The organism is Alloprevotella tannerae ATCC 51259 (assembly GCF_000159995.1).
GTDB lineage: Bacteria > Bacteroidota > Bacteroidia > Bacteroidales > Bacteroidaceae > Alloprevotella > Alloprevotella tannerae.
Genome location: NZ_GG700642.1, coordinates 581,691 through 595,749 on the forward strand (window position 1 = coordinate 581,691; position 14,059 = coordinate 595,749).

The window sequence follows — 14,059 nt, forward strand, 5'->3', positions numbered from 1 at the left end:
TCAGCAGTATCTGGTTCAAACCGTGGGACTGCGCCTCAAGGCAGTAGGACAGCAGAGAAAAAACATAAGCCTTGCACGATCAGAAACGGACATCGGTGCAAGGCTTATGCTTTGGAATGAAAAAAAGATGGCGACAAAGAAACGTTAATCGGTCGATGCTTCGCTCAAATCTGCGTGCTCATCGCTCCAATCCGTCTCATCATCAAAAAAATCATCGTCAAAAAATTGCGGCATCGTAAACTCGTCGAGCGCACGCCGATCTTTCTTCGTGGGGCGCCCCGTTCCGCGAGCCCGATTCACAAAGCCGCTGATCTTACTTAGCTCCAAAAGCTCGTATTGTTCGGGCGTCGTGATGTTTTCATAGACATCCGGAAGCAGTTTTGCGCCCACGCGCTTTTCTATGGCCGACTTTATGCGAAACGTATAGGTCACGGGCGACTTACGAACGCTAATTCGGTCGCCCACTTTCACACTTCGTGCCGGTTTTGCCTGAGCGCCGTTGATCTGAACGCGACCATTCTTGCAAGCATCTGCAGCCAAGGTGCGCGTCTTAAAGATTCGCGCGGCCCAAAGCCATTTATCCAAGCGTGCCTCTGCGTTCATTTTTTATTGTAGTGGTTCATTGTGAAATCAATACCGGATAGCGCGAAACTCTTTACAATCTCGCCGGCCATTTCTACGCGTTTCGGCATCGCCAGCAGGTCTTCCGGGCCGAATTTGCCCAAAACGAAATCGACCTGACCGCCGCGCGGAAAATCATTGCCAATACCAAAGCGAAGGCGGGCGTATTGTTGTGTGCCCAAACATTGGGTTATGCTGCGCAAACCGTTATGTCCGGCTTCGCTACCGCCGGCTCGTAAGCGCAAAGCGCCAAACGGGAGCGCCAAATCATCGACTACGACGAGCACACGCTCTACCGGAATTTTTTCTTTCTGCATCCAGTAGCGCACAGCATTGCCCGAGGCGTTCATATACGTTGACGGCTTCAAGAGCAGCAGGCGCTTATTTTTCACGCGCAAGTTCGTGACGAAGCCATAGCGGCGATCTTCAAAAACGAGATTGGACGCCGTTGCGAGGGCGTCCAATACTCTGAATCCTATGTTATGTCGCGTCTCGGCATATTCGTCTCCGATATTGCCTAAACCGACAATTAAATATTGCATATCGTGTTCAACGATTGCAGCAGCAGAGTTATCTGCTCGACGCGTCCAAAGCGAAGCCAGCCGAGACAGGATACTCATCTGCCAAATCTATCTTTAAGGGTCGAAATTAAGCTTCTGCTTCTTCCGGTTCAGCATCTGCTGCCTCAGAAGCCTGACTCATTGCGGCACGCGTCATCTTAACGCTCACGACAATCACATCCTTCGGCGTAACGAGTTCGAGTTTGTCGTAAGAAAGATCGCCCACCTTGATGCTCTTACCGAGTTTAAGCTCGGTAACGTCGATCTGCAACTTCTCAGGGATGTCTTGGTAAAGCGCACGTACGTTAATTTTGCGAATCAACGTCATCAAGCGACCACCGGCACGTACACCTTCCGCCAAACCTTGCGTTTGGATGGGCACACCGATAACAATCGGACGCTCTGCGTGCACCTCTAAGAAGTCGATGTGCAGAATATTATCTTTTACGGGGTGGAATTGAGATTCGCGGAGCACAGCTTTATGATCTTCGCCATCGATATTGATGTCTACGAGGTAGATATGCGGCGTGTAGATCAACTTTTGCGCATCTTTTTCGCTGATTGCGAAAGCCATCGCTACAGCTTCGCCGTTCTCATTCTTTTGTTGGCCGTAAAGGTTGCAAGGAATAAGACCTTCGCGACGCAGAGCTTTGGTCGCTCTCTTACCAACTTCGGTGCGCTTAACACCGGAAATAGAAATTTGCTTCATTGTTTTGTTTGTGTTACTCTAAATTAGTAATTACCTAATTCGCCATCGCACGAAGAGCAGACGCCCACAAGGCGGACAAATCGGCTGCAAAATTACAACTATATCAAAAGTTTGCCAAGCTAAAGCGGCGTTTTTTTCGCGTCGGCGGCGTTTTCGCGGGCTATTTCTTTGGAGCGGGCAAACTTTTAATCCAATCTATAATGTCCTGCACCACCTCAAAAGAGATCGTTTCATCGATCTGTCGATATTCGGTAGGCTTTCCGGTTGTGCAATGCTGAAAGAGATGGTTCAGCCCCGCATATTCTCTAATCAGATTCAACTTATTGGCCGGCAGCAAGCGCCTGAAAGCATCGAGGTTGGGCTTTGCGGCCACCTGCACATCCTTTTCGCCATTGACAGCCATTACCGGGCATCGCGTTTGTTTGACATAGTCGGCCATATCCGTTGCAATAAAACTTTGCAGCCAGGGGTTATCGCTCTTCAAGAAGTCGATTATAGAGGACTTTTGCCCCACATTCAATTTCGTTTGTGTCTGTTGCAAGATATTATTGACCACTTCGTCGGGATTATCCACTTGCGGGTGACTCGCTTTGTAGGCATACACGGCTTTCATCACCTTGCAAAACGCGTCAGTCTCTGCCTGCGAGCCCTGCCCACCAAGCATAACGCGCAGTTGCTCAAGCAAAATACTATCGCCCTTCACGCCGCTGCCCGCCAAACTCACGATAAAATCGGTCTTGCCTTGGGCTGCGAGGATGAAAGCGATGCATCCGCCCTCGCTATGTCCGAGAATGCCGACCGGTCCGAAGTCCGACTGCGAGCGCAGATACTGCAAACCGGCCAGCGCATCCGCTGCGTTGTCAAACATCGTGGAGCGCGAGGCGTCGCCGGTGCTTTTTCCCGTGCCGCGGTCGTCATAACGCAAACTGGCAATGCCCATTTGCGCCAAGCAGTCGGCTATTACGAGGAAGGGTTTATGGTCAAAAATTTCTTCGTCTCGATTTTGCTGCCCGCTACCGCTGACCATCAAGACTACGGGCACTTTCCGCTTGCCTCCCGTGGCTTGTGGGTAACACAAGGTGCCGGATAACGTTGCCCCGGCCGCAGGGTTTGTAAACGTTACTTCCTTTGTCTCATACGGATATGGGGGCGATGGCTCCTGAGGGCGATAGATGGGCGCCTCGCCGCGCTCTAAATTAAGCGGAAACGCGTAGCCCACTTGACGAAATACGCCTTTCAGCACGCCACCATCAAGCTTGCCGGCATACGCAGCGCCAATCATAGGCACGGAGATGCTCAGCGAGTCGTCAGTAATCAGATTTACCTCGGCCGGCATCCCCCTCACGCTTTGGTCGGGACTATCTATGGTGCAGACGTCTTTACCCGCCGCATCCTTGCTCACGTGGAGCACGAGGGTTAGTTGCATTCCTTGCACCGAAAGCTTACCGCTCCAAGCGCCCGTCAAGCCTTGAGCCGCCGCCGTAGTTACGAAAAACGGCAGGCATAAGAGCCAAAAAATCTTCTTCAACATATCCTGGTATTTTAATGAAACGCTGCGCTGCGAAGTCCGCTATTTTTATCAACTAAAACCGAGCGATGAACCACCGTCTTCAATGGTCAGCGTACCGGTTCGCCCCTTGGAGAGGACTTGCACTTATCGTCAACAAAAATAGTCAAACTTCCGGAGAATGCAGGCTGCAACGGGCAACTTTTTGTGCCACTTCTGAAAATTTACAACCCATTTTCTGTTTAAGACGGCTTAGCCTCGGCCGACAATATCTACCTTCTCCTTGGGCAAAGTGCACGGTCGATGGCTTAGCGCCTTTTATTATTAGAGCAAACAAGCTTTCGCACCTGAAAAACACGTATACTGCATAAGCTGAAAGCAAATCGGCGCGTGCGGCCAACAAATATTGCGTTCATTACGCGCCAGCAATTTTTTCGTTTGGCGGGAGCAAACAATGGTTTGCCGGCAGCAAACAATGGTTTGGCGGCAGCAAACGATAGTTTGGTGGGAGCAAACAATGAGCGAAGGGGATAAAAGCGAAAAACAACGCGTATTTGTCTGTTAGAAAACGAAACAAATAGGGCTAATTATCAAACTATTGCATTTAAGAGAGAAATGTTTCGTATGCCTACGATGTTCATTTGCAGACTACGCTCAACCCGACAGGCGCACAACTCGATGGCAATGCTGCGCAAGAGCGAGGGGCGAATCAACAAGCCAATGCGTATCGACTAAAGCGAGCGATCGGCGGATCTGTATTGCAGTCATCACCAACAAATTATGCAACAAATGGGCAGGGAATAGGCAAGGGCGCTTGCCGGCCTCAGAACTTGGCGCTTCCGCCTAAAGCGCCATAGAAAGAGCCCTTAAGTTTGGTGCGCGCCGCGCCTTAGCCCCGCGCCAACTGCTGCGCCGGCAGCATCCCGGCCTTCGACACACATTGTTTATATACAACTTCGCTTAAAACTCGGCGACCACAAAGAAGGCGCAAGGAAGCCGCCGCACCCCCCGCTCCCACTCCGCAGACGCCCCATTACGCCTCGGCGGCAAATAACTTTGGAAAAAGTAGCGGTAAAAGTTGAATAAGGCGAGTTTTCTTCGTAATTTTGCCCCATTATCAACAAGCAACACTTTTCTTAGACGAAAGAATGATTAACCGAGAACTTATTCGGCTGAAAGTGGTTCAGCTGATCTATGCATATTATCAAAACCCGGGAAAGACAATGGACGTTGCGCTGAAGGAATTAAACTTCAGCTTGTCGAAAGCTCACGAGCTTTATCAATATTTGCTTGGTTTCCTGATCAATATCCGCCAATATGCGGAGAAGAAAGAAGGCATGAGAGCCGCTCGAGCAGAGCGCTTGGGAACGAAAATAGGTAGCAATTCACCCGATAGTCGACTGGCTGAGAACCAATTCTTGCGCCAACTGGACGAAAACGAGGCCTTGAACGCTTATCGTGAGCACCACGCTGAGTGGGACGATGAGGAACTCTACGTAAAAAAGATCTACACGCTCTTTATCGAAAGCGAGATTTTCCAAATGTATATGGACAAAGAAAATTTCGACTACGAGGCAGATCGCGAATTGATTCGCAAACTCTATAAGACGTATGTCTGCAACAATGATGAGTTGGTCGATTTTCTGGAAGAGCACAGTCTCTATTGGAATGACGACAAGGACGTTGTAGACAGCTTCGTCTTGAAAACCATCAAGCGCTTCACGCCGTCAAGTGGGGAGAAACAGGAGATCTTACCGGAGTATGACACGGAAGACGACCACCAATTCGCGCTGGAACTTTTCCAAACGACCATCGAGCGTGGAGATGAAATGCGCGACCTGATCCGCAACAACAGCAAAAACTGGGAATTTGGCCGCTTAGCCTTTATGGACGTAATCATTATGCAGATCGCGTTGACGGAAATGCTCACCTTCCCGACGATTCCCTTGAACGTGACGTTTAATGAATACTTAGACATCGCTAAAATCTACAGCACGCCGCGCAGTTCTTCGTACATCAACGGCCTGCTTGACCACGTTGTGAAGTATCTCCAAGCTGAAAAATTACTTTTAAAATAAACACCCAAACAATATTAAGACTATGAACTTTATTCCTTTGGCTGCAGCGCAACCGCAAGGGGGCGGCATTCAGATGATCGTGATGCTCGTTGGCTTATTTGCCATCGTATATTTCTTCATGATTCGCCCGCAAAATAAAAAACAAAAGGAGATTCAGAAATTTCGCAATGCGCTCGAAGTGGGGCAAGACGTCATCACCATTGGCGGCATCCACGGCACAATCAAACGCATTGAGGACAACGACATCATTACGCTGAGCGTAAGCACCGGCGTTGAAATCAAATTTGATCGCTCCGCAATTATGCCGAAAGGGCAACCTAAATAACGCCAAAGCAAGCCTGCGGCGTTGAAAGCGGGCTGCGCAAACGCACAGATGGAAGAACGATTGAGCAAAAAGCTAAACAGGTGGGCGAAGAAGGGCTTTTCCTTGATTTGGAACAAGCAATTCTTCACCTTTTTAGTATTTTTGTTCATCAGTTTTGCGTTTTGGGTTTTTACAAACTTGAATGAAACGTACAAACAAGAGTTTGAGTTTCCCATCAAGTTGGTCAACGTCCCCGAGAATGTTGTTATCACGACCGATATTCCAAAGAGCATTCACGTAAGTCTGCGCGATAAAGGCTTTAATCTTTTAACTGTTGCGCAAAATAAGGACGAGAGTCCGATTCAAATCAACTTTAGCGACTACACTGACAATTCCGGGCACGGCATAGTCTCGTCTGCTGAGCTGGCAAAGCTCTTATCGCAACGCCTGCCACAAGGCATGCAAATCATAACTCAACGCCCGCAGCAGGTAGAATTTTATTTTAATTATGGAGAGCGGAAGCGCGTGCCCGTAGTGGTTAATGGCACGTTTGAAGCTGCGGATCCGTTTTACGTCATGCAAGTGCGCCACGTTCCGGATAGCGTTACGGTTTACGCCGCCCGCAATCAGTTGAACGCCATTCGCGCCGCACAGACGGTCCCCTTACGATTAACGGGGCTGACAGACAACACGAAGAAGGCGGTATCCTTTCAGACGGCGCCCGGCGTGAAGTTTGTCCCCGAGAAGATCAATCTCAACATTATCGTAGACCGCTTGGTGGAGAAGACCGTCCAAGTGCCCGTGCAGCAAGTCAACTTCCCCGCCTCCAAGACTCTGCGCACCTTTCCTTCAAGCGTGAGCGTCACATTCCAAGTCGGGATGCACCTCTACCGCTCTGTGAATGCCGACCAATTTGTGCTGGTTGTCAACTACGAAAGTCTGTTAGAAAACCGATCGTCGCGCTACCACCTCTCGTTAAAGTCTGTCCCGCCGGGCGTAAGGCACGTTCGCATTTCCCCGCAAGACGTAGATTACGTCATTGAAGACAATCCCGACAGCGACAATAATGGTAACTCCCATTAAGCGAGCAATAACCGGAGGCATCGGCAGCGGGAAAAGCTACATCTGCCGATTGTTGGAAGAAAAAGGTTTCCCCGTTTTTTATTGCGACGATGAAGCCAAACGCATCATTCGCACAAACTCAGACGTAAGAAAAGCCCTGCAAGCCTTGGTTGGTGCTGATGTTTATTCGCCAACAGGCGAACTAAACAAGCCCAAGTTGGCAGCCTACATTTGCCAAGGGCCAGCCTATTCAAAACAAGTCGATGCCATTGTCCACCCTCTCGTACGCAAGTGCTACCTCGATTGGAATGCACGGCAAAAAGCGCCTATCACGTATATGGAAAGTGCCATTTTGTACGAGTCTGGCTTTGATGTTTTGGTGGACCAAGTGGTGCTCGTTCACGCTTCCGAAGACACCCGCATCGCCCGCATTATGGATCGCGACAATATAGACCGCACGACGGCCTTGCGTTGGATCAGTTTGCAAATGCCTGAAGTCGAAAAGTTAAAGCGCGCCGACATTGTTATCGACAACGAACTCAATAGCGCGCCCAATTTAACGCCGCTCCTCCCCCACTAAAGCGCACGCAAGCCCTGTTCATACTCCCCTTGCGCATCTTCCCCTCCCACACATTATATATATGGTCGCGCATTCAAAGCGGCAAGCGAAAACGACGAAAGACTATGTCCTTCGTTTGGTTTGATCAAGCCATCGCTACACATAGCCTTGACCTTATTAAAGGCTGTGCAGCCTTGCTCAACCGTACACAAGTTAGCGCCCTGCCATCTCCAGGTTTTCGACTCCTATCGCTTAATCTTCAGCGAGCGAATTGGAACAAAAATTCTTTGATATTTGACGGCAGCGCCTGATAATCGATGCCAACAAAAGGCGGGATTTACTTGGCTATCCCTTTATCAAACATTATCTTTGCCGTTACTTTTCAAAAGAAACACAAACAGCAAAATGAAAGAACAAATATTGGCTATCGCAGGCCGCCCGGGCCTTTTCCGCCTCGTTTCCAGGGGCAGTAACACGTTAATACTTGAAACCCTTGACGAGCAAAAGCGCCGTTTTCCCGCCGGTTTGCGCGATCGAATCACGGCACTCAGCGATGTTTCAATGTATACAGACGAGGAAGATACGCCTTTAATGAATGTCTTCGACAATATTTGCAAAGCGCTTGACGGCAAACCCTCCCTGCTCTCTCCAAAACAAGCATCGGCTGCAGAATTGGCTGAATTTATGGAGCAGGCATTGCCTAATTATGACCGCGAACGCGTACATAAATCTGACATTATTAAACTCATACAATGGTATAACATACTGGTTCAGGCCGGCTACAAAGATTTCGTTGATCCGGAGGAGGCCGCTGAAGCAGTAGAGACGGAGGAAAAAGCTTGAAAGCCCCTTTAACGCCGGCAGAATGGTCGCCCAACGTCATCCTGACCGATGCTGATTACCTCGACCGCGTAACTTTTGACCTGATTGTCAACTTTGAGCGGATGCTGGAACGCCGCATTGAACAGGGCGACTTATGTCGTTGGCTCGATTGCGTGGCTTTAGACGGCGGACTGCGCCCGGGAAACAACCAAGTGCAGGCCTTCTTTTTGCACGATCCGAGCAAAAAGAAGCTGGACCACTTCCAACCGGCCGTTTTTGCCGACGAATTAGACGCTAAGGCCTTCCGCGATAATCTGGGCGAGTTTACGTTGCATAGTTTTCCCGTAGAATCGATTATCACAAAAGGTGAATTGTTCGCGCAATCGATTCTTGCGCTCGGCGAAGCTGAAGCTGTGGAGCGCATAATGATTATCGGCGACGTGGAAACCTACGGTCCGCAAATCAAAAACGCCATCGGCCGACTGACAAATAAGAACGTAACGCTCTTTGCAATGGAGCCGCAGACCGGCCAAGGCTTTAGTCAGGAAATTTTAGGCTATTCGCTGATGAGCGCTTTGGGAATCAGCGGCGACGAACTCTGAAACAAACAGCAATAAGCGGCAATTTGGCCGCCTAAGACCCCGACTTAGCGGCAGCCAAAGCCTACCGCCGCTTACCAATCATCATCCGACAGACATCAACAACAATCAATTATAAAATGGGAAGAGTACTCATAATCGGCGCAGGCGGTGTAGCCACCGTTGCAGCTCACAAGGTAGTAAAAAACGCAGACGTTTTCAGCGACATTATGATAGCCAGCCGGACGCAATCTAAATGTGATGACATCGTCCGTGCAATTGGCAATCCGAAAATCAAGACGGCGCGCGTCGACGCTGATAATATCGACGAACTCGTGCGCCTTTTTGACGAGTTTAGACCTGATTTGGTGATGAACCTCGCCTTACCTTATCAAGACCTAACCATCATGGAGGCTTGCCTACGTCACGGTTGCAGCTATCTTGATACGGCCAATTACGAGCCAAAAGACGAAGCCCATTTCGAATATAGCTGGCAGTGGGCCTACAAAGAGCGCTTCGAGGCTGCCGGACTCACGGCTATTTTGGGCTGCGGCTTTGACCCGGGCGTGACGAGCATATTTACAGCCTACGCCGCAAAGCATTATTTCGACGAGATACAATACTTAGACATCGTCGATTGTAATGCCGGCGACCATCACAAGGCTTTCGCGACCAACTTCAATCCGGAGATCAACATCCGCGAGATTACGCAAAAGGGACTCTTTTGGGAAGACGGTCAATGGCGCGAAACCGAGCCATTAGAGATCCACAAAACGCTCAATTATCCTAACATCGGGCCCAAAGAGAGCTATTTGCTGCACCACGAGGAGTTGGAAAGCCTCGTTAAGAACTATCCGACGATTCGCCGCGCACGGTTCTGGATGACTTTCGGCCAAGAATACTTGACGCACCTCCGAGTTATTCAAAACATCGGTATGGCCAGCATCAAGCCGATCAATTATAACGGTATGGAAATTGTACCGCTGCAATTTCTCAAGGCAGTATTGCCCAACCCGCAAGAGCTTGGCGAAAACTACGAAGGAGAAACCAGCATCGGTTGTCGCATTCGCGGCTTGAAAGACGGCAAGGAGCAGACCTATTATATCTACAATAATTGCTCACATCAAGCGGCCTATGAAGAAACGGGCATGCAGGGCGTAAGTTATACCACGGGCGTGCCGGCTTGCATTGGAGCGCGATTGTTTATGTTAGGCGAATGGAAGCGTCCGGGCGTATGGAACGTCGAGGAGTTTGATCCCGACAACTTTATGGCCGAACTTAACAAACAGGGCTTGCCTTGGCACGAAATCTTCAACCAGGATCTCGAACTCTAAAAACGCGCTTCGACTCTTCTCGTTCCCAATCAGGAGGAAGCGTATAAATAAAACAACGGGCGATAAGTACTTTTGCTCCACTTATCGCCCGCTTTGCGTAACTGCAAACGCAATTGGGGATCACCCGCTACCTGTTACATCGTCTTACAAGTCGTCTATAACCGGCGCATAGACCGTCCCATAATTGATCTCGTCAATATAGCTAAGCAAAACATAGCAGTTCTCCGTACCGTAATGTACTATTTGAAGCAGAATCCTCCCTTTAGAAGGTCGGAAGATAGAAAAATACTTGCATTGATCAAACCTTACTTTGTATATCCTATCTTCATCTGTTTTCGGCGCCGTGCTTCCCTCAAACATCTCCGTAGTTTCGTGCGGCTCCCCATACTTTGTAGTAAGCATAGATTTTAGATTGCTGTAATCTCCTTCCAATTCCCTCCAAGAATTTCTGCTTGGAAAGGCAACGCTCACTGAAGATACAGTGTTTCTATTTTTCGAAGAACTCACCGTAATCGAGCAATCTCTATAACCGGCAAAGCTACCGGTAAGAAGAACCCCGTCCCTATCGGTTTGCGTCACAGTCAACCCTTTCTGCTTCAAACGTCGCGCAAACGACTCCGGCGTTCCGGCAATCGGCACGCCCTTAAATCTAAGATGTTCTGACGCAGATTGGCCCCAAACGGTAACAGCCATTACCGCGGCCACGAATGCTAACAAGTACTTCTTCATCATGGTCTGTATTGTTTTAAATTAATAGTAATCCATAAAGCATCTTTCAGCATACTCCTCTTTTTTTCTACTGCCGATCTCGTATGTCGATTGCGTAGGAAGCGATAAAAGATGAGACAAAAATAGGCCTTTTTATATCAAGGCGCTTCATTGCGTACAAAATTCCCTGATAAAGTGCTCCGTATTATGCATTTTTATATTTACAATGCCTTATTTTCACGCTCTTTGATTCTCTTTTTTAACAACTCGCGTTCCCATTATCTCTGTTTACTCTCGTGAGACGAAACCTTTTTCATCACGAGCGTAAACCTTTTTCATCACGAGCGTAAACCTTTTTTATCACGAGCGTAAGCCTTTTTTATCACGATAACAAATGGTGCGGATGGGAAACCATCGTATGTCAATCGGTTGTTCGGCAAACAAAGAGGCGATTTACAAGGACGGAATTAGGGCCACTTTCATTGAGATCCAATCATCGAATCTCGACGAAAGAGCTGTCCTCGAACTTGCTCCATTCCGGGGCGCGCGGTTCAGAGGTGGAATAAACAATGGCTCAATCCGTCCCTTCCAAAAACTAAGTTTTGGGGGCTTATTTACAGACAAGGAACAGAAAATTCCCGGCATGGACTACTCAAAAATAAAAGACGATGGGGCTGTTTGCAACAAAAGAGGTTGGAATTTTAACCTCGCGCTTCCCGACTACAATCTCCTTAAGCGTCATTTGCGACCGAGAGAGATAGAAAAAGAAAGTAAAGCAATCGCCAACTTGCCGAAAAGCACGAAGAGAGGGCGCAGAGCAGTTGTCGTTTTGCCGTTTATTAGTTAGTTTTGCAGTATCAATATATTATGTCACCAATTGGTCGATCGTGAAACAGTCTACCCCCACCTACGATGAGGCCTTACGCGCCGCAAGCAAATATTACGAAGGCAACGAAGCCGCTGCCTGCCATTGGATTGAGACCTGTGCGCTGAAAGATGCGTCCGGCAATCTGCTGGAAACGACTCCGGAGGCCACGCTCCGACGCTGTGCCGGCGCTTTGGGCCGCATCGAAGCTAAATATCCCGACCCCGTAAGCGAGGAGGAGATCTTCGATTTTCTCTACCCCGCGCATCACGTCAGCCTGTCCACACCTATGCTGGCCGGTTTGGGCAATCCGCATCGGCAAGCGCCGGTTTCCGACGCCTTTACCATCGGTTTTGGGCCAAAGGCTTATTCGTATAATGACCTGCTGCAAGCTGATGAGGAGGAAGTCTACCTTTTGCGTCGCGGAGCCGCATTGGGGCACGATTTATCTCGAATTTATCCCGCGCAACTTCAAACGGAGCAATCGGAAAAGGCGACACCGGACGTTGTCAGTGCGCTGGAGCGCTACGCTCGCTCGCGGCAGGAAGCCGCACGCCTAACGGCCTGCGGCGCGATCACACTCTCCTTGAGTATAAAGCATCCCGACGCAGAGGCTTTTATAGATGCCGGGGCACGAATGCGAACGACAGCGGGCGTCAATTGCTGCCTGCTCATCGACGACGACTTCATGTATGCCGTGGCTAAAGGCGAAAGCTATCGGCAGCAGTTTCCCGTCGATGCCGAAAGCCCGCTGCTCGCCACCAACATCGACGCTCGCCGGCTTTGGGAGAAACTCCTGCGCAAGGCGATGCGTAATGAGGCGCCGGAAATCCATTTCAGTGATAACATGCTCAAAGAACAATTGGCCGGATGCTACGCCGGAGCACGTCCGCAAGCGCTCGCGGCAACGCTAAACGCGACTATTCCACTCGCCACTTACGACAGTAGCCGGCTGCTTACGGTGAATCTCTACAGCTACGTGGAGCAACCTTTTACAGAACAAGCCATCTTCGATCATAAGCTGTTTCGCCGCCATTTATTTCTGGTTCAGCGGCTCGCCGATGACCTCGTAGATATTGAGGAAGAGAAGATCGACAGTATGCTGCAAAACATAGCCGACGCAGAAGTGCCGGCTGAGGCGAAAATGATCGAACAAAAGCTTTGGGAAAAAGTGCGCCGTCACCTGTTAACCTATCGCCCTACGGGCCTATTGCTCACGGGCGAGGCGGAAACGCTCGCTGCGCTCGGTCTATCACAAGATACGCCGGCCGCGGGGGCACATACGCGAGCACTTAAGCAGTCGTTGGCCATAGCTACTTGCGAGTCGACGGTAAAAATGGCGGAAGAGCGCGGGGCATTCTCAGACTACGACGCCGGACGTGAAGCTGAAAATTCGCTCATTCTTCGCCTGCGCAACGTGGCGCCTGACTTGTATGATCGGATGCAAAAGATTGGCCGCCGAAACTTGGCTTGCACCATCGTAACGCCCAACAGGCCGGACCAACAAGCGAACGGCACGACTGATGTGTGGCTGAAAGCGGCACGCGAACAGGCACAAGAATATTTTAAAGAGAAACAACCGCTCACGACAACGCCACTCGAGGCGCAAGGCATCAATCGGCCGACTTTCGCTTTACCGGAAACGGCTGACGAATCGATAATTGCACACTGCTATTTTGCGACGTGGAAATCGGGGTATCAGAGTTGCCACATCAATATCGGGACGGCAACAGAGAACCTCGTGACAAACACAGAAGCAGGCCGGACGGCAGCATCGGCAACGGCTTACGCCTTGCCTGAAGTTGTGGAGCATCGGCCCTATAGCTTGGATTGCGACGTCGTAAGGTTTCAGAACAACAAAGAAAAATGGGTGGCCTTTGTCGGCCTTTTAGATGGGCGGCCCTACGAGATTTTCACCGGCCTGCAAGATGACGACGAAGGAATCGTATTGCCGAAATCGGTCACCAAAGGGCGCATCATTAAATCGACAAATCCGGACGGCTCGCACCGCTACGACTTCCAATTTGAGAACAGACGCGGCTATAAAACGACAGTAGAAGGACTCAATGAAAAATTCAACAAAGAGTATTGGAATTATGCCAAACTCATTTCCGGCATTTTACGTTATCGGATGCCCATCGATAGAGTTATCAAGCTGATTAGTTCGATGCAGATGGAGAGCGAAAACATTAACACGTGGAAAGTTGGGGTTGAGCGGGCCTTGAAGAAGTATATTGCCGACGGAACGCTTGTGCACGGGGAAAAATGTCCACACTGCGGGCTCGAAACACTGATCTACAGCGACGGGGGATTGGTCTGCAAAGACTGTGGGTACGCTCGGCACAATTAGAA

At 49.7% G+C, this 14,059-nt stretch carries 14 protein-coding genes; 9 read left to right on the plus strand and 5 right to left on the minus strand.

Features of this window, described 5'->3' with window-relative positions; translation table 11 throughout:
- Positions 1-144: 144 nt before the first annotated feature.
- From GCWU000325_RS02455 to GCWU000325_RS02470, 4 genes are all read right to left on the minus strand, one after another.
- Positions 145-603, minus strand: a complete 459-nt coding sequence (locus tag GCWU000325_RS02455) for an RNA-binding S4 domain-containing protein (RefSeq protein WP_006254416.1) — start codon at positions 601-603, stop codon at positions 145-147.
- A complete protein-coding gene (pth, locus tag GCWU000325_RS02460) occupies positions 600-1,163 on the minus strand; it encodes an aminoacyl-tRNA hydrolase (RefSeq protein WP_040599192.1) in 564 nt (187 codons plus the stop codon). Before pth ends, GCWU000325_RS02455 begins: the two co-directional genes overlap by 4 nt.
- Before the next feature lie 106 nt (positions 1,164-1,269).
- Entirely contained in the window at positions 1,270-1,890 is a 621-nt protein-coding gene (locus tag GCWU000325_RS02465) for a 50S ribosomal protein L25/general stress protein Ctc (protein WP_006254418.1), read from the minus strand.
- Between the two features lie 160 nt (positions 1,891-2,050).
- On the minus strand, positions 2,051-3,421 hold the full coding sequence (locus GCWU000325_RS02470) for an alpha/beta hydrolase family protein (RefSeq protein ID WP_006254419.1): 1,371 nt from the start codon (positions 3,419-3,421) through the stop codon (positions 2,051-2,053).
- Positions 3,422-4,545: 1,124 nt separating this feature from the next.
- Here GCWU000325_RS02470 and nusB point away from each other — a divergent pair.
- From nusB to GCWU000325_RS02505, 7 genes are all read left to right on the plus strand, one after another.
- Positions 4,546-5,475, plus strand: coding sequence for a transcription antitermination factor NusB (gene nusB, locus GCWU000325_RS02475; protein WP_006254425.1), 930 nt, complete (start codon positions 4,546-4,548; stop codon positions 5,473-5,475).
- 22 nt (positions 5,476-5,497) lie between these two features.
- A complete protein-coding gene (yajC, locus tag GCWU000325_RS02480; RefSeq protein ID WP_006254426.1) occupies positions 5,498-5,800 on the plus strand; it encodes a preprotein translocase subunit YajC in 303 nt (100 codons plus the stop codon).
- A 48-nt stretch (positions 5,801-5,848) separates the two neighbouring features.
- Positions 5,849-6,862, plus strand: a complete 1,014-nt coding sequence (locus GCWU000325_RS02485) for a CdaR family protein (RefSeq protein WP_006254427.1) — start codon at positions 5,849-5,851, stop codon at positions 6,860-6,862.
- Positions 6,846-7,421 carry a dephospho-CoA kinase gene (gene coaE, locus GCWU000325_RS02490; protein WP_006254428.1) on the plus strand — a complete coding sequence of 192 codons (576 nt, stop codon included), beginning with the start codon at positions 6,846-6,848 and terminating at the stop codon, positions 7,419-7,421. Before GCWU000325_RS02485 ends, coaE begins: the two co-directional genes overlap by 17 nt.
- A 384-nt stretch (positions 7,422-7,805) precedes the next feature.
- Entirely contained in the window at positions 7,806-8,243 is a 438-nt protein-coding gene (locus GCWU000325_RS02495) for a DUF5606 family protein (protein ID WP_006254430.1), read from the plus strand.
- Positions 8,240-8,824: a DUF6621 family protein gene (locus tag GCWU000325_RS02500; RefSeq protein ID WP_006254431.1), complete on the plus strand. Its 585-nt coding sequence runs from the start codon at positions 8,240-8,242 to the stop codon at positions 8,822-8,824. Before GCWU000325_RS02495 ends, GCWU000325_RS02500 begins: the two co-directional genes overlap by 4 nt.
- A 116-nt stretch (positions 8,825-8,940) precedes the next feature.
- Positions 8,941-10,134, plus strand: a complete 1,194-nt coding sequence (locus GCWU000325_RS02505) for a saccharopine dehydrogenase family protein (RefSeq protein ID WP_006254432.1) — start codon at positions 8,941-8,943, stop codon at positions 10,132-10,134.
- A gap of 144 nt (positions 10,135-10,278) precedes the next feature.
- Here GCWU000325_RS02505 and GCWU000325_RS02510 read toward each other — a convergent pair whose 3' ends face one another.
- Positions 10,279-10,866 carry a hypothetical protein gene (locus GCWU000325_RS02510; RefSeq protein ID WP_006254433.1) on the minus strand — a complete coding sequence of 196 codons (588 nt, stop codon included), beginning with the start codon at positions 10,864-10,866 and terminating at the stop codon, positions 10,279-10,281.
- Positions 10,867-11,245: 379 nt separating this feature from the next.
- On the opposite strand from GCWU000325_RS02510, the gene GCWU000325_RS02515 reads away from it, so the two are divergent.
- Both GCWU000325_RS02515 and GCWU000325_RS02520 read left to right on the plus strand, forming a co-directional pair.
- A complete protein-coding gene (locus GCWU000325_RS02515; protein ID WP_040598799.1) occupies positions 11,246-11,689 on the plus strand; it encodes a hypothetical protein in 444 nt (147 codons plus the stop codon).
- Positions 11,690-11,729: 40 nt separating this feature from the next.
- Positions 11,730-14,057, plus strand: a complete 2,328-nt coding sequence (locus GCWU000325_RS02520; protein WP_006254436.1) for a ribonucleoside-diphosphate reductase — start codon at positions 11,730-11,732, stop codon at positions 14,055-14,057.
- Positions 14,058-14,059: the final 2 nt, after the last annotated feature.